General features: G+C 44.3%; 13 protein-coding genes and 1 pseudogene. 3 read left to right on the forward strand and 11 right to left on the reverse strand.

The annotated features are described in order from the left end of the window. Positions 1–139 precede the first annotated feature (139 nt). From yiaK to OGM16_00990, 7 genes and pseudogenes are all read right to left on the reverse strand, one after another. Complete coding sequence (gene yiaK / locus OGM16_00960) at positions 140–1,144, reverse strand: 3-dehydro-L-gulonate 2-dehydrogenase (protein UYJ46886.1); 1,005 nt, start codon at positions 1,142–1,144, stop codon at positions 140–142. 165 nt (positions 1,145–1,309) lie between these two features. Then, positions 1,310–2,323 carry a LacI family transcriptional regulator gene (locus tag OGM16_00965; protein ID UYJ46887.1) on the reverse strand — a complete coding sequence of 338 codons (1,014 nt, stop codon included), beginning with the start codon at positions 2,321–2,323 and terminating at the stop codon, positions 1,310–1,312. 343 nt (positions 2,324–2,666) lie between these two features. Next, a complete protein-coding gene (locus OGM16_00970; protein UYJ46888.1) occupies positions 2,667–3,695 on the reverse strand; it encodes an ABC transporter substrate-binding protein in 1,029 nt (342 codons plus the stop codon). A 360-nt stretch (positions 3,696–4,055) separates the two neighbouring features. Then, the gene (locus OGM16_00975; GenBank protein ID UYJ46889.1) at positions 4,056–5,186 is read right to left on the reverse strand and encodes a rhodanese-like domain-containing protein; all 1,131 of its coding nucleotides are present in this window, start codon (positions 5,184–5,186) and stop codon (positions 4,056–4,058) included. Positions 5,187–5,537: 351 nt separating this feature from the next. Continuing rightward, a pseudogene (locus OGM16_00980) lies at positions 5,538–5,891 on the reverse strand (collagen-like protein). Positions 5,892–6,117: 226 nt separating this feature from the next. Continuing rightward, on the reverse strand, positions 6,118–7,266 hold the full coding sequence (locus OGM16_00985; protein UYJ48362.1) for a double-cubane-cluster-containing anaerobic reductase: 1,149 nt from the start codon (positions 7,264–7,266) through the stop codon (positions 6,118–6,120). A 41-nt stretch (positions 7,267–7,307) separates the two neighbouring features. Then, entirely contained in the window at positions 7,308–8,057 is a 750-nt protein-coding gene (locus tag OGM16_00990) for an acyl-CoA dehydratase activase (GenBank protein UYJ46890.1), read from the reverse strand. A gap of 411 nt (positions 8,058–8,468) precedes the next feature. Between OGM16_00990 and OGM16_00995 the strand changes: the two genes are divergently transcribed. Next, positions 8,469–9,374, forward strand: a complete 906-nt coding sequence (locus OGM16_00995; GenBank protein UYJ46891.1) for a selenium metabolism-associated LysR family transcriptional regulator — start codon at positions 8,469–8,471, stop codon at positions 9,372–9,374. A 6-nt stretch (positions 9,375–9,380) separates the two neighbouring features. Here OGM16_00995 and OGM16_01000 read toward each other — a convergent pair whose 3' ends face one another. From OGM16_01000 to OGM16_01015, 4 genes are all read right to left on the reverse strand, one after another. Beyond that, positions 9,381–10,880 carry a serine hydrolase gene (locus OGM16_01000; GenBank protein UYJ46892.1) on the reverse strand — a complete coding sequence of 500 codons (1,500 nt, stop codon included), beginning with the start codon at positions 10,878–10,880 and terminating at the stop codon, positions 9,381–9,383. A 326-nt stretch (positions 10,881–11,206) separates the two neighbouring features. Then, positions 11,207–11,692 carry an 8-oxo-dGTP diphosphatase gene (locus OGM16_01005; protein ID UYJ46893.1) on the reverse strand — a complete coding sequence of 162 codons (486 nt, stop codon included), beginning with the start codon at positions 11,690–11,692 and terminating at the stop codon, positions 11,207–11,209. 106 nt (positions 11,693–11,798) lie between these two features. Next, entirely contained in the window at positions 11,799–13,253 is a 1,455-nt protein-coding gene (gene guaB / locus OGM16_01010) for an IMP dehydrogenase (protein ID UYJ46894.1), read from the reverse strand. 250 nt (positions 13,254–13,503) lie between these two features. Continuing rightward, entirely contained in the window at positions 13,504–14,001 is a 498-nt protein-coding gene (locus OGM16_01015) for a DUF6106 family protein (protein ID UYJ46895.1), read from the reverse strand. Between the two features lie 162 nt (positions 14,002–14,163). Here OGM16_01015 and OGM16_01020 point away from each other — a divergent pair, with 162 nt between their 5' ends. Together OGM16_01020 and feoB are read left to right on the forward strand one after the other, a co-directional pair. Then, positions 14,164–14,409 carry a ferrous iron transport protein A gene (locus tag OGM16_01020; protein UYJ46896.1) on the forward strand — a complete coding sequence of 82 codons (246 nt, stop codon included), beginning with the start codon at positions 14,164–14,166 and terminating at the stop codon, positions 14,407–14,409. Further along, a complete protein-coding gene (gene feoB, locus OGM16_01025; GenBank protein UYJ46897.1) occupies positions 14,406–16,544 on the forward strand; it encodes a ferrous iron transport protein B in 2,139 nt (712 codons plus the stop codon). The genes OGM16_01020 and feoB overlap by 4 nt, the downstream gene beginning before the upstream one ends. Positions 16,545–16,549 lie beyond the last annotated feature (5 nt).

Raw genomic sequence — 16,549 nt, forward strand, 5'->3', positions numbered from 1 at the left:
TCTGCGAATCTGATTGCACAGGCCTAAAAGCCTCAGCGTAGCCCGCTACGCCTGCGTTTTTAGACCTGCACACTCAAATCCGCATCCTACGTGATTCGTACAGTTATTTACGAAACGATGTACTAGTGCAGACAGAAGCTTACATTCCCAGTACTTCTTCCCACTTTTCTTCGATGACCGGAATACCTTCTTCTTTGTTCTGCTTGATGTTTAACAGTTCCAGTTCGCCTGGATAATAAACTTCTCCGCCTTCTTTTACAGGAATGGAGCTCTTTACATCTGCTACGATATTATTTACGATCTCATCAGTCAATTCTACGCTGTTGCCCTTTGACGGATCGATAGCGATCATGATCTGGGTCAGACCTACTTCATCGCCGAAGGTGCCGATCTTCTGTACAGAATTTCCGTTAGAAAGTACAGTTGCGATCAGGTCAAGAGCAATTGAAATACCGCTGCCTTTCCAGTAACCCATTGGAAGTACACGCCAGGTCTTTTCGATTTCCCCAGGATCTGTGGTCAGATTGCCATTGGTATCATATCCGCCAGGTACCGGCAGCTGCTGTCCCTTTAAACGGCAGTCTTCCAACTTTCCATAAGAGAACTGGGATACGGCACAGTCAATGACTACATGCTCTCCATTACTTCTTGGTACTGCAAAGATCAGTGGATTATTACCGATCTTACGATCCATACCACCCCATGCAGGCATGTTTGGACAGGTATTGGACCAGCAGATACCGATACAGCCCTGGTCTGCTGCCTGCCATCCATAGCTGCCGCCGCGCATCCAGTGATTGTTATTTCCCAGTGCAACGATACCCATACCAAATTCCTTTGCCAGCTCTACTGCACGGTCCATTGCCAGTTTTGCATTTAAAGGCCCGAAACCACGATGTCCGTCCCAACGCTCAAAAGCACCAAATCCCATGATCTTTTCAGCCTTTACCTTTGGATCGATCTCGCCTTTCTTTAAATAATCAACAACTCTTGGGAAACGGTTTAATCCATGAGAATATACACCAGCCATAGAATTCTGTGCAAACAGCTCTGCAGAAGCCTTTGCATCCTTTGGCTCAAAACCGTACTTGGTTAATACTCTCTCAAACTCATTTACCATTACTTCATAAGGAACTCTTTTCATGATCACTTTCTCCTTTATCTTTCATCTTTTATACTTTTTTAATTGCTTTTTTTGCAATCGATTTCAATAATATTAAAAGAAAATGGTTCTATTGAAAGAACCTTTTCTCTTTGCTCCACACATCTGCAAAGAAACTTTCCGATGAAGAAATCTTTCCGGCAAATGTTATGTGGTCTCTCTTTCTTTAATATCTGTCAGAAGCATCACTTTATGGGACACTTCTTTTTTATCAAGGGCATCCAGGATAGCCCTTGAAGCATTCTGGCTGACTTCCACCAGCTTGTTATCCAGACTGCTAAGCTTTGGTGTAACGATCTCACCGTACATAGTATTATCCACTCCCATGATCGCAAGCTCTTCCGGAATACGTTTTCCCATTTTTTTTGCTGCTTCCAGACCGCCTATTGCCAACAGGTCTGTGGTATAGATGATTCCGTCTGTTTCAGGTCTTTCTGTAAGGATATGTTCTGTAAGCTTTGCACCTGCAGCTCTCACATCACGGGGATTGGTAAATTCTTTGTTTACCGCCGTATATAAGAGGATATCTTTCTTAGCGATCCCCTGCTCTGTCATGGCTCTTATATAACCTTTTTGCTTGTTCCGGTTGGAAGGTGTATCAGAATCCACTGCCATCACCAGATGCTTCTTTCCTTTCTTAAGCATCAGCTCGGCACAGTCCTTTACTCCCCGCTCTTCATCAATAAGGACACCATAAACATTTGGCAGATCCAGATAGCCGTTTACAATGGCTACAGGAATATCCGAAAGGTGTTCTTCAATGCTTTTTTTCACAGCTTCCGTTTCAAACATAGAACCCATGAGAATGGCACCATCTACTCTCCGCTGTTCCAGGATGCGGATGTAATCCGCCTTTTTCTCATCCTTCCGCCCGGTACTCAGAGTAATACAGGTATAACCTAAAGCAGTCATCTCCTGTTCGATCACATAGGCCGATTCTGTATGATGCTCAATACGCAGATCCTCGATCAGGATACCAATGATCTTAGAAGACTGCATCACCAGGCCTCTGGCTGCTTCATTGGGAATATAATGATTTTCATTTAATAATTTTTGTACCCTTTTACGCGTCTGGGCGTTGATCCCGGGCTTATTATTAATGACCCTGGAAACGGTACTGGCAGATACACCTGCCTGCTTTGCGATGTCGTAGATCGTCATATTTCTCTCCTGTTTCTCTGATGACTTTATCATACGCCTTTTTATATAGTCTTGTCAAGTGCTTTTGCAATCGATTTCAGTTTTTGTTGCAATAAATTGCATAGTCTTGTTTTCATGGATATGGAAACAAGACTATGCAATGGCTAAACTGTAATATTCTGTTTTCCTGATATCAGGGGCAAAAGGTCGGAAATCCTCCTGCAAGCTTGCTTGCAGGAGGATTTTTGAACTTGGGACCCGCCAAAAACATGAGTAAGGAGCCATTTTTTGAAGAAAAATGAGCGGATTACGAATGTTTTTAGAATTGCGGGAGTGCAAAGCACGTAGCAATTCGATATCAGAGTTATTTTTGGACTGCATTAACAGCATTGATAGAAAAATCCGTACGTACCAGTTTTTCATATGGCACCCGTTTTTTTAGTTCTCCTGATTCCTCTAAAATATTTTCCAGAAGCCCAAAGCTGTCTTTTTCAAAAACCGTATTTTCTTTCCATGTATCCTGGGATTTATACCGGTCTACGATCGTAGCGATTTTTTCCACCGGTGTATCTTTAAACTGTGGCTGGATCGTCTTGGCGATCTCCCATGCAGAATGGGAATTTACATAATCTAGTCCTTTCTGGATGGCGTTTGTGAATTTCTGGATCAGTTCCGGGTTCTTTTCTATATAACTTTTCTTTGCGCAGTAAGCAGTATAAGGCACATAACCAGAATCGCGGCCCAAAGAAGCTACCACAGCTCCGCAACCTTCCATTTCCAGCGTAGTTGCAAAGGGCTCAAATTCTACGGTATAATCTGCATCTCCTGAAGTAAAGGCTGCTGCCGTCAGGCCGAAACTGATGCTCTGGTCAATGGTAAGATCTGTTTTCGGGTCAATTCCATGTTTCTTTAAGATATATTCAAATACCATCTGAGGCATGCCACCTGCTCTTCCGCCAAGCACTTTCTTTCCTTTCAAGTCTTCCCATTTAAAATCCGTCTGTTTTGTTCTTCCCACCAGAAAATTACCTGCGCGCTGGGTCAACTGGGCGAAATTCACAGCCGGATCTGCAGCACCTTCCTGGCTTACGTAAATACTAGCTTCTGACCCCATAAAACCGATCTGGGCATCGCCGGAAATAAGCGCTGTCATTACTTTATCAGCACCGGCACCATTTACCACAGTCAGGTCAATGCCTTCTTCTTCAAAATAACCAAGTTCAATCGCTGCATATTGCGGGGCATAGAAAATGGAATGGGCAACTTCATTAAGTGTCACAGCTGTCATTTTTCCACCTGTAGCTTCATCCATTTTCCCACAGCCAGTAAGACAGCCAACAGCAAGTACACCTGCCAATACAGCTGCAAGAAATGATATATATCTTTTTTTCATAAAAAGTCCTCCTGCTTCCAGAAATGTATCGAATACTATGGTGAGTGTCAAAAGTAAATTTTGCCACTCACTGATGTAACCGGATTGCTCCATTGCTATGCAATTCCCGCAATCCTCGAACACCTCAAACTCCCATAAAATGGCGTGTTCACACCATTTTATTTCGTTTTCGGTGTTCGGCGTGTCAATAAGTATAAATTGCTTATTTGTGCAAGCACAAACGCAATTTATACTTTTGACACTTACATCATACTATAAGATATACAGAAACAAAGGAAATAGTGCAAAAAAAAGCCCTGTTCTTTCGGAACAGGGACTCTTAATACAGTCATTTATGGTAATGATATTTCCACCATTTCTTTATTTCCCATCATAGTCATCTAAGAACCAGTGGCGCTCTCCATCTTTTTTGTAGCAGACCACAGTGTCCAGATTTACATTTTCCACACTCTTAAAAATATTTCCTTCTACAAATGGATTTTTTTTCTTCATTTCACGGATCAGTTCTTTAATTTCTACGCGCTTGGAGCGGTTTTCCTCATTGTTGCAGGTGGTGCAGGTATCGGTAAATTTGCAGGCGCACTGGATAAAATGAAGGTGATTGTAATCTCTCCATGACTTGATATCATCTTCACGTACCAGATACAACGGGCGGATCAGCTCCATACCCTCAAAGTTTGTGCTGTGAAGCTTTGGCATCATGGTCTGGACCTGGGCACCGTAGAGCATGCCCATAAGGATGGTTTCAATAACATCGTCATAATGATGTCCTAAAGCGATCTTATTACATCCCAATTCCCTGGCGTAGCTGTAAAGGTAACCACGGCGCATTCTGGCGCACAGATAACAGGGGGATTTTTCTATGGTAAATACAGCATCAAAGATGTCGGACTCAAAAATGTGGACCGGAATTCCCAGTTTCCTTGCATTTTCTTCGATCACATGACGGTTATCCGGGCTGTATCCCGGGTCCATGACCAGAAATTCTACTTCAAATGGAAACTTATTGTGAAGCTTTAATTCCTGGAATAATTTTGCCATAAGCATAGAGTCTTTTCCACCTGAAATACAGACAGCTACCTTATCTCCTTCCTTTACCAGCTCATACTGCTTCACTGCTTTTGTAAATGGAGACCAGATGGTCTTGCGGAATTTTTTCCGGATACTCTGTTCCACCTGATTTTTAATATCTTCTGCTTCCTGTCTGCGCATCTCTTCCCGCAGCCACGCAATATATCCGCCTTCCAGACTGTAAGCGCGGTATCCATCTGCTTCCAGTTCTTCTGCTGCTTCTATACTGTTGGTTCCATGACTGCAGAACAATATCACTTTTTTGGCTTTTATGATCTGTGGATTTTCTTTCAGATCTTCCTGTAAAATGTGAATGGCTCCGGGAATGGTTCCATATTCAAAATCCCGGTCACTTCTCATATCAATCAACTGATAACTTCCCTCAGGAAGTTCATTCAGTTTCGCTACGTTTATTTCCATGTTTGTATAACACCTTTCCGCTTTTGAAATGGTCACACAGGCCGTCAAATGACCTGTTTTTGCACTGAAAGTAATATAACACGATTTTTCTTTTGCTTCAAGTATGTTGCATTTTTTATAAAAAAACTGACAGTAAAGGGTTTTCAGTACACAGATAAATACTCTCTCAACTGAAAGGGCTATACAACCGGCAAAAACCACCGTACCACAGGGGACGGCGGTCTTTGAAATATACCTTTATTCCGTTTTAAGCAGTCCTGCTTCCCGAAGGCTGTTAAGAAGGAGATTAAACTGAGTCACAACGTCTTCTGTGCCAGTTGCATTGGCAACAGCAGCTGCCGGTGTGACGGTTCCTGCCGGACCAGCCGGGCCCTGAGGACCGGTTGCTCCTGTTTCGCCTGCCGGGCCCTGGGGGCCTGCTGGGCCGGTTGCTCCCTGGGGACCCTGGGGACCGATTGCTCCTGTCTCGCCTGCCGGGCCCTGGGGACCTGCTGGACCGGTTGCTCCCTGGGGACCGGTTTCTCCTCTTGGACCCTGGGGACCTACTGCTCCCTGAGGACCGATTGCTCCTGTTTCGCCTGCCGGGCCCTGGGGACCTGCTGGGCCCGTTGCTCCCTGAGGACCGGCTGCTCCTGTTTCACCCTGTGGTCCGGGATATCCTGGAAAGCCCTGCGGTCCGCGGGGTCCTGGCGGTCCCATAGGACCTGGTCTTCCCCCACAGCAGCAGCCAGGACATCTTACAAATCCATTCCTTCCATTAAGATCATCAAAACACATATCCAGACTCCTTTCTGATTCCATTTCTGTAAAAACAAAAGCTCGTTTTCTTTTGTTACTATAGAATATGTACAAGGAGCCCTTTTTGTGTCCACCTATACAGGTCAGAACGGATCACGCCTGTTTACCAGCCATCATTTACCAATGACCAGCTCTATAACATCTCTATAAATGCTGCAATACGTGTTTCAATCTGTCCGCTGTCTGCAGTGGAATAATCTGTTTCCAGCTTCATATATGGAATGCCCATTTCTTCTGCCATACGTCCCATTTTAAAGGCTTCTACATTAAATGTATGGCATGCCTGAAGGACGATCTCCACCACTCCGTCTACCTGATAATCCCTAATCATCTGGGCTGTATTTTCCAGACGTCCGTTATTGGAAGTCATAACAGAGCAGTTAATGGACAGATAACGGTCAGAAATAGCACGCAGGATATCCGGTGCATTTTCATCTACCAGCAAACGGTTGGTACGCTCGCCGGAGCAGTCATCCAGACATACGATCACACCGCCGTTATTTTCGATCACAGTTCCCACTTTCTGGATCACTCCGCCAGTAGGACAACCGGTAAGTAATATTCTTTTTGCAGAAGCAGATACCGGACGTTTTCCTTCTTTGTATGCCTTCTCAGCTTCTGCTACCCGTTTGCGGATATTATCAATTTGCTGATAAACGTCGAAGGTGAATGTTCCCTGCTGGAGAGCGATCATCATCTCTGTTCCCTTCATAGCCGGAGGTACCAGCTTCTGCAGATGATACATATCCAGCTGGGCTTTTCGCAGCTCGTTGCGCACATGGGCTGCCTTGCGCAGATTTTCTTCTGTAATGGTACAGTCAAATTTCTCTTCTAATTTTTCCTTTAATAATCTGACCTCTTCATACCAGATATCCTTTGCATAAGACCGTTCCTGACTTTGTGGAAGATGAAGAACATAAGTCTCTTTAATCTCATTTAACAGCTCATACATCTTCTTTTTTCCATCACAGGTAGTCTCCCCGATGATAATATCCGAAAAATAGGTATAAGGACATTTTTCAGAATAAGCAAAACCATAGGTGCTTTTGATCAGAGGGCAAAGATTCTTCGGAAGGACCTTTTCCGCATCTGGTATAGTTTCATTACTGGTGCCGCAAAGTCCTACTGTAGCTATTCCTGTAGCATCCAGCACCTCCTGTGGTGTGTAGGAGCAAAGGCAGCCAGCCAGTTTTCCTCCATTGTCTTTAAATTCCTTAGCTCTTATAAATCCCTGTTTTCTCGCATCTACAAACTCATCAAATGTCTTTGGCAGATCCATTATAATCCCTCCTGAAATTTTAATGTTCTCTTATAGTCTTTCTTCTACTCTCCTGATAACAGCGCTGCGCCGATCGCCCCTGCATACCTGGCTAATGGCATACTTTCTACCGGTGCCTTTAAAGCATGGCTGAGCCGGCTGATCATATATTCATCCTCACAAAGTCCCCCTGTAAGGAAATAGTTAGTTCCATCCAGCTGCGAAATAAGCTGGGCCACTTTTACAGCAACAGATTCCACCACACCATAGGCAATATCTTCCCTGGAAGTTCCTTTTCCAATCAGGCTGATCACCTCTGATTCCGCAAACACTGTACACATGGAACTGATGGTCACACCATCTCCTTTAGATGCAAGTTGTGACAGTTCTTTCTGGGTCAGTCCCAGGCGGTTGGTCATGACCTCCAGGAATTTTCCGGTTCCTGCAGAGCATTTATCATTCATAACGAATTTCATAACACGACCGTTTTTTAATACTATCCCCTTGGTATCCTGACCTCCGATGTCGATGACCACCCCATCCTTTCCAAACAGCTTCCAAGCTCCTTTTCCGTGGCAGGTGATCTCTGTTATCACTTTATCAGCATAAGGTACGGATACTCTTCCGTATCCCGTTGCCCCATACCGGCTCTTTTCATGCGTTACCTGTTCTTTTTCCAGCCAGTGATAAATCTCTTCTGCTGTCTTTCTGCTGGAAAATCCCGTTGCCATTTCCATGGTCTTCCATACTTCTCCATCCCGCAGCACCACTGTCTTTGCCGCACTGGAACCAATATCGATTCCAACCTGATACATGTCTTCACCTCACATTTTCCTTAACAACTTCTTTCTTTTCCATTTTAACATTAATTTTTCTCAATATCTAATCATATATCAGCTATTTTTATGTACATTTATAGATTTTATCTATATAATGATGTTGCAAGCAAGCTTGCATCGGATTTTAGACCTTTTTGACCCTGGTATCATATGATGTTGGGGTCAAAAGGTATTTTGACCCCTCTGATACCGAATTGCTACGTGCTTTGCACTCCCGCAATTCTAAAAACATTCGTAATACGCTCATTTTTCTTCAAAAAATGGCTCCTTACTCATGTTTTTGGCGGGTCCCAAGTTCAAAAATCCTCCTTCATGCAAGCCCTCATCGGATTTTAGACCTTTTGACCCTGGTATCATCATATAAGGTTCTTCAAGGAGACTTCAAATATGGAATTCAAACAATTAGAAGCTTTCGTAGCCGTTGTAGATTATAAAAGCTTTTCAGAGGCAGCCAAACACCTCTACCTGACCCAGCCAACTATAAGTTCCCATATACAGGCATTAGAAAAAGAGCTGAATTCCCGACTTCTGATCCGTACCACCAAACAGATGAAGGTGACGGACCGTGGAATGCAGCTCTATGAATGTGCTGTTCATATGTTAAATATGCGGGATCAGATCATAGATGAATTTGCGGGAAATAAATGGAAACTGATCGACGTCAGTGCATCCACCATTCCCTCATCCTACCTTCTGCCGGAACTGTTATCGGAGTTTTCCAAAATACAGCCGGATATCCATTTTCATATCTGGCAGTCAGACAGCGCAGACGCTATTGAAAAGGTGATCCAGGAATCTGTGGACTTTGGTCTTACAGGCTCTGTGACCGATGCTGAGAACTGCTGTTTTTCTCCTTTCTGTACTGACTCTCTGGTCCTGGCAGCTCCGGTAACACCTGAATATCTGGAGCTGGCTGACACCTTAAAAAAGGATGAACCAGTTACCCTGCAGCATTTTCTCTCCCATCCTTTTATCCTTCGTGCCAATGGTTCCGGCACCCGTAAGGAGATCGACTTATTTTTAGAACGGCACCAGATCTCCCTTTCTGAGTTAAATATTGTTGCCCGGATGAATGACCTGGAATCTATTAAAAAATCCATTGCTTCCGGTCTTGGCATTTCCATTCTTTCTGCCCGCAGCGTAAAAGATATGGAAAGGACCCACCAGCTTCTCACTTTTCCTTTAGAGAATGCTGCGCAGGTCCGCACTTTTTATATCGTATACAACAAAAACAGGATCTTAAAACCCTATGTAAAGCAGTTTTTAAAATTTGTAGAGCACTTCTACAAATAAACTGTATTATCTGATCCAGGCTCCGTCTGCCCCTACTTTATAGCCATCCGGGGTGGTCGTATTTGTAAGCATGACGCCGTCCTGGCCCAGATAATACCAGATTCCATTTGCCCCTGCCTTCCAAACATTCTTTGCCAGACTTCCTGTAGAACAGAAATAATACCATTTTCCATCTAATTCTTTCCAGCCCTTTGCCATGTAATGATCTGACTGGATCCAGTAGGTCTCTCCATTATCTGTGATCCATTCTCCCACTGCTTTTATGCCATTACCTTTTACATAATACCAGCCGTTATTATCTTTTACCCAGCCACGCTCTTTTACAGCGCCCGGACCGCCGGTATTGGTATCTGCAGATTCCGGCTGTGTGGGGGCAGAGGCTTTTGTTTCCTGACTAGACGAATTATTTGTATTGTTTGTGTTGTTTGCATTATTCGCACTGTTTGTGTTATTTGTGCTATTTCCAGGTGTTGGAGCCTGGGATGTATTCTGGCTTGTATTCTGTCCTGTCAGGGCACCTGCCTCTGCCAGTTTAAAGCCATAGTCCAGTAATGCCTTCGTATCCGTATAATGGGTAGACTGGCTCTTCATTACAACTGCGATCAGACGGACACCGTTTCGCTCTGCTGCTGTTACCAGTGTATTTCCGGCTTTTGATGTATATCCAGTCTTTCCGCCTATAATTCCCTGATAATATCTGGAATCTTTTGGATTTAACATTTTATGTCCCATAGTCACAGTAAGACCTGACGGATTTTTTTTAGTAGCCGGAAGTGTATAGGTTCTGGTGGAAGCCACTGTTTTTACTATATCATTTGCAAAAGCAGCTCTTGCGATCAGTGCCATATCATGAGGTGTAGTATAATGGTTCGGGTCGTTTAAACCATGTGGATTGGCAAAATGAGTATTAGTGCAGCCTAAAGAAGCTGCTTTGGCATTCATCTTCTCTGCAAAAGCGGCATTGCTGCCAGCCACATGCTCTGCAAGGGCATTTCCCACTTCGTTTGCTGATTTTAATAACAGCGCATACAGACACTGGCGTACTGATAAGGTATCTCCCTCCGTCATGCCAATAGAAACTGCACCCGATTCAAGGTTAGTGGTAGCTGTTGATGAAAATGTGACTGTATCATCCAGATTGCAGTTTTCAGCTACTAAAAGAGCTGTCATCAGCTTGGTAATGCTGGCTGGATAATACTGTGTTTCGCCGTTTTGTGAAAATAATACACTTCCGTCTGCAGCATTTAACAAAACTGCACCCTGGGATGCAATAGTGGGTTTCGTAATAGAAGAAACATCACCCTTCTGGGATGGTGTATTTTCACCAGATGTATTCTGGGCGCCTGATGCCTTAGTTGGTTGTGTCTCCTGAACCTGGCTCTGTGATATGGATGTTCCTTTATCTAATGGTGTAATAGTCACCTGACTGGCCCATGCAGGTACAGACAATGTGAGAATGGCAGCCGTACATACTGCCAGAAATGTATATATTTTATTTTTTTTCATTGGAAATAAAGATCCTCTCTGTGGTATTAGAAGCAGATTATACTCGCGAACACGCTCTAACATGCTCTGCTGCCTGCTGTGCCAGTGGTTTTGTTCGTCAATGGCTTGTAAAAACAAATGTCCGTTCAGGTAGCTGTAACTTATTTTTCTCTGGACTCATTATATCTTAGACTCAGATCCCCGCACTTACGTGCTCTACTGCCTGCTTTCGCAGGCGGGATCTTCGTTAATGGTCCAAGAAAAACAAATGCCACCTTCGGTGTCGCTTGTTTTTCTTTTGGACCCATTATACCATATACCACAATTACAAAAAATAACCCATTTTGTTACGATTTCTTTAATTTTTTCCCATCCAGCACTGCCTCTGTTAAAACATCCCCCTTATAAGCCAGTTTCAGGGAAAAGAAGGGGGAGTTTTCCTGAAGCAGTTTTAAAAAGATCTTGTCTCCTTCCCACAGGTTCAGCTTTAACAGGTCTTCTTTTCTGATCCATTCCAGTACCCCTTCATTGCAGGGAATGATTTCTCCCTCATATCCATCAGCTGTATATAAACACATATACTCCGTATTCCAGCCTTCGGAAATAAAAGTAACGATCCCCCTGAATTTCCAGGATGTAAGTGTAAGCCCGGTCTCCTCTTTTGCTTCCCGGAGCAGGCATTCTTCTGGACTTTCATTTTCTTCAAAATGACCTCCGATGCCGATCCACTTGTCTTTATTTACATCATGTTTTTTGCTGACTCTGTGAAGCATCAGATAGCTGTCACCTTTTTCAATATAACACAGCGTTGTAAGTTTTGAACGTTCTCCCAATTTATATCCCTGCTTTCTTCCTTAGTACGCAAATATGCAGCATTGGCACAAAAAGGCCGCCGCAAATGCGGCGACCCATGAATCTTCGTAAATAGCCTGTAAAAAATTATTCTTCAATTGAATAGTTCGGAGCTTCCTTTGTGATATGGATATCATGAGGATGGCTTTCTTTTAAGGATGCTGCAGAAATCTTGACAAATCTTCCTGTCTCCTGAAGAGTCGGGATGTCCTTTGCGCCACAGTATCCCATACCGGAACGTAAACCGCCTAACAGCTGGAATACAGTATCCTCTACCATACCCTTATAAGCTACACGGCCTTCTACGCCTTCTGGAACCAGCTTCTTTGCATCAGTCTGGAAGTAACGGTCCTTGCTTCCGTTTTCCATAGCTGCAATAGAGCCCATGCCGCGATATACTTTGTACTTACGTCCCTGATACAGCTCGAAAGCACCTGGACTCTCGTCGCATCCTGCAAGCATGCTTCCCATCATACAAACGCTTCCGCCTGCTGCGATCGCCTTTGTAATATCACCGGAATATTTGATACCGCCATCAGCAATGATCGGGATACCGTATTCTTTTGCAACTGCATAGCAGTCCATAACAGCGGTGATCTGAGGAACGCCGATACCTGCAACCACACGGGTCGTACAGATAGAACCAGGTCCGATACCAACCTTAACACAATCAGCACCAGCTTCGATCAGAGCTCTGGTGGCATCACCAGTTGCCACATTACCTGCAATGACCTGAACCTCCGGAAATGCTTCTTTAATCATCTTTACGCAGCGGATAACATTTGCAGAATGACCATGGGCAGAGTCTAAAACAACAACGTCCACCTTTGCCTTCACCAGTGCTTCTACACGATCTAAAACATTGGCTGTGATACCGATAGCTGCACCACATAACAGACGTCCCTGGGCATCTTTTGCAGACAGAGGATATTTGATCTGCTTTTCAATATCCTTAATGGTGATAAGTCCCTTCAGGTTAAAATCATCATCAACGATAGGCAGCTTCTCTACTCTTGCCTTTGCAAGGATCGCTTTTGCTTCCTTTAAAGTAACACCTTCCTTTGCTGTGACCAGATTCTTGGAGGTCATGCATTCTCTGATCGGACGGCTGAAATCTTCCTCGAATTTCAAGTCACGGTTGGTGATGATACCAACTAATTTCTTGCCTTCTGTGATCGGCACACCGGAAATACGGAATTTTGCCATCAGGTCATTGGCATCCTTTAATGTATGCTCTGGGGAAAGATAGAATGGATCAGTGATAACACCGTTCTCAGAACGTTTTACACGATCTACCTCCTCAGCCTGTGCCTCAATTGACATATTCTTATGAATAATGCCGATTCCTCCCTGACGAGCCATGGCAATCGCCATACGATGCTCTGTAACTGTATCCATACCTGCACTCATTAACGGGATGTTCAGACGGATCTTCTTTGTCAGGTTTGTGCTTAAGTTTACCTGATTTGGGATCACTTCTGAATAAGCTGGAACCAGAAGCACATCATCAAAGGTAATGCCTTCACCGATAATTGTACCCATTCGTTTTTTCCTCTCTTTCTTCATCAATTTTTATCTGAAGGTTCAATATAACGCCAGCGCTAAAAAAACATCGGTTTTATCAGACACTGGCGTTTTGGCCTTCTTATTAGTAACTAATACTAGCAAATTTTATATGGATTGTCAAACCCATTTGCCGTAAAATATTCATTGAAATTGCTTATGATTTTTCATGAGGAAAACTTATCAGTTCCAGGGACTTTTCGCAGCCTCAGAAACTCACAAACACACTTTACTGCCTCATAAACTTGCGCGGAAATACTCTGCGCATAGCCCCTTCCATTTTCTCACCAGGCTCAAATAAGACTTTTGTTGTCACAGAGCCCTTCTGGCTGATCAGTGCGTAAACTTTTGCGCCGGCCTGTCCGCTGGCGCAGTTTATAACTTTCATTCCCTGTTTTTCATAATCTTTTAATACATAGGAATCTGCCGGTGCGATCACCTGTACTTCTTCTTTTTCGCAGTCAAAAGCTTTTTTTCTTCTGGCCTTTCCTAGGATGCGGTCTACACTGAAACCACCGTCTGCAAACAGGTATTCATATTCTACACTGAGGTTTAAAAAAACAAAATACGTCGCAGCACCTGCTGCCACAAGGATCAATACTCCGAACATGACCTGAAGGGCTGCAAATGCAGATAATGCACACAATACAATCATCAATACTTTTACAGGCCAGGCATAAACGGGGTCTTTCCGTTTTACCAGCCATTCTACATAATTTTCTTCCATAACTTTCTGCATTCTCCTGTTATATAGTCGCATAGTTTTTTCTACACGCTTAGTTTGTTAATAGTATAACCTATTTTGACTTCATTTTCCAGTTATTTTAACCTTTTTCCCCTTGGTATCATATAATATCCACAAAGACTTTTCCAGGCAGGTAACATTTTCATGAATCCCCCTCTTTGTCTGAATGATATTAAGCCCGGCGAAAAGGCCCGCGTCTGCTGCCTTACCTCCTGTGGAAGCATACGACGCCGCTTTCTTGACATAGGCCTTACTGAAAATACACTGGTAGAATGTGTAGGTGTAAGCCCCTTAGGAGACCCGGCTGCCTATGCCATACGGGGTGCTGTGATCGCTATCCGGAAAACAGACAGCAAAAATATTCTGATAACAGGAAAGGAGAATCGATGAATTTTCACACAAAAAAGTCTTCTATTCCTGAAAATACACCTGACCGCCCAGTCATCGCCCTTGCAGGAAATCCCAATGTAGGAAAAAGCACTTTATTTAATAATCTTACCTCTGGAAAAAAGCAGCACACAGGCAACTGGATCGGCAAAACCACTGCCAATGCCTGGGGAATTTGCTCAGGCATTGCCAAAGATTATGTACTGGTAGATATTCCCGGCACCTACTCTCTTTCTTCCCGCTCTGCTGAAGAAACAGTTGCCAGGGATTTTATCTGTTTTGGAGCCCATCAGGCAGTTGTCATCGTCTGTGATGCCACATGTCTGGAGCGGAACCTGAACCTGGTACTGCAGATCCTGGAAGCCACGGATCGTGTACTGGTATGTGTGAATCTTTTAGATGAAGCAGAAAAGAAAGGGATACAAATAGACTTAGACCAGTTATCAGATCTGCTGTGTATCCCTGTAGCCGGTACCTCTGCCAGAAAAAAATGCACATTGATCCCTCTTTTAAAGGAGTTAGATGATCTCACTGACAGTCCTGTTCTTTCACATTACCAGGTCACCTACTGTAAAGAACTGGAAACAGCTGTTTCCATGCTAGAACCTGCTGTAGAAAACTGGATGGGCGCCCACATACTGCCATTTTATATGACCTCCCGCTTTCTTACACTGCGTCTGTTAGAAGATGATGCCTCTTTTCTGCGCTCTTTTACTGCCAGCTGCGGCTATGACCCGGCTCAGGATCCTGCAGTTGTAAAAAGCCTGCAAACTGCCTGCTCCTATCTGAACCAGAAAGGCATTTTCAAAGATATTATAAAAGACCGCATAGTATCTGGTCTGGTAAACAGTGCCGGATCCATCGCCTCTGCCTGTGTCCGCCTGCCGGACCGGAATTATAATGAAACAGACAGGAAACTGGATCGTATCCTTACAGGACGTCTGGCTGCCTATCCGGCTATGGCCGGGCTTTTAGCCCTGATCTTCTGGATCACTTTAGCAGGTGCCAATCAGTTATCTGCCCTGCTTTCTGATCTGCTGTTTTCCTTCCAGCATGTTCTGGAACAGGTTTTACTGTTTCTCCATGTCCCGGTTCTTTTACGGGAAGCCTTTATTTATGGAATTTACCAGGTCCTTGCATGGGTGGTCTCTGTTATGCTGCCGCCTATGGCCGTATTCTTTCCTCTTTTTACATTATTGGAAGACTCCGGCTATCTGCCCCGCATCGCCTATAACCTGGATCGGCCTTTCCAGTGCTGTAAAGCCTGTGGAAAACAGGCTCTTACTATGGCTATGGGCTTTGGCTGCAATGCTGCAGGCATTACAGGCTGCCGTATCATTGATTCTCCCCGCGAACGGCTTATTGCTATTCTTACCAATAATTTTATGCCCTGTAATGGACGTCTCCCTCTTTTTATCACTTTGATCCTGCTGTTTTTATGCAGCAGCCAGCAAAATGCAGCCTCTTATGCTGTCAGTGCACTGATACTTACCCTGTTCATCCTTTTAGGGATCGCCATGACCTTTCTCTCTTCTTACCTGTTGTCTGCCACTGTATTAAGAGGCGTTTCCTCATCCTTTACACTGGAAATGCCTCCTTACAGACGTCCCCAGATAGGAAAGGTGATCCTGCGCTCTGTTACAGACCGTACTTTGTTTGTCCTTGGAAGAGCTGCTGCCGTAGCCGCTCCTGCTGGTCTTATCCTGTGGCTTTTAGCAAATGTGTCCCCAGGCGGGATCAGCCTGCTTTCCCGGATCAGCCTTATTTTAGATTCCCTTGGCCGCCTGCTGGGTATGGACGGCGTTATCCTTACAGCTTTTATCCTTGGACTTCCCGCCAACGAGATCGTCCTTCCCATTATCCTTATGGCCTATACAGCCCAGGGGAATCTGACGGGATACGCTTCCACACTCCAGCTAAAGCAGATCCTTACAGCAAACGGCTGGACCTGGACCACCGCAGTGTGCGTCATGCTCTTCTCCCTGATGCACTGGCCATGCTCCACCACCCTTATTACTATTTATAAAGAAACTAAAAGTGCCCGGTGGACCCTTGTTTCTGCCATTCTGCCAGCATTTTTTGGTGCCTTATGCTGTATTCTTTTTACTGCTTTTACCCACTTCTTTCTATTGCCTTAACAGTG

The organism is Lachnospiraceae bacterium (genome assembly GCA_025758065.1).
In the GTDB taxonomy this organism is placed as follows: domain Bacteria; phylum Bacillota; class Clostridia; order Lachnospirales; family Lachnospiraceae; genus Enterocloster.

Excerpts from the sequence above, each read along its gene's own strand:
- guaB (UYJ46894.1), bottom strand. The coding sequence starts at position 13,253 with ATGGGTACAATTATCGGTGAAGGCATTACCTTTGATGATGTGCTTCTG.
- OGM16_01000 (UYJ46892.1), bottom strand. The coding sequence starts at position 10,880 with ATGAAAAAAAATAAAATATATACATTTCTGGCAGTATGTACGGCTGCC.
- OGM16_01015 (UYJ46895.1), bottom strand. The coding sequence starts at position 14,001 with ATGGAAGAAAATTATGTAGAATGGCTGGTAAAACGGAAAGACCCCGTT.
- feoB (UYJ46897.1), top strand. The coding sequence starts at position 14,406 with ATGAATTTTCACACAAAAAAGTCTTCTATTCCTGAAAATACACCTGAC.
- OGM16_00970 (UYJ46888.1), bottom strand. The coding sequence starts at position 3,695 with ATGAAAAAAAGATATATATCATTTCTTGCAGCTGTATTGGCAGGTGTA.
- OGM16_00965 (UYJ46887.1), bottom strand. The coding sequence starts at position 2,323 with ATGACGATCTACGACATCGCAAAGCAGGCAGGTGTATCTGCCAGTACC.
- yiaK (UYJ46886.1), bottom strand. The coding sequence starts at position 1,144 with ATGAAAAGAGTTCCTTATGAAGTAATGGTAAATGAGTTTGAGAGAGTA.
- OGM16_01020 (UYJ46896.1), top strand. The coding sequence starts at position 14,164 with ATGAATCCCCCTCTTTGTCTGAATGATATTAAGCCCGGCGAAAAGGCC.
- OGM16_00975 (UYJ46889.1), bottom strand. The coding sequence starts at position 5,186 with ATGGAAATAAACGTAGCGAAACTGAATGAACTTCCTGAGGGAAGTTAT.
- OGM16_00995 (UYJ46891.1), top strand. The coding sequence starts at position 8,469 with ATGGAATTCAAACAATTAGAAGCTTTCGTAGCCGTTGTAGATTATAAA.
- OGM16_00990 (UYJ46890.1), bottom strand. The coding sequence starts at position 8,057 with ATGTATCAGGTTGGAATCGATATTGGTTCCAGTGCGGCAAAGACAGTG.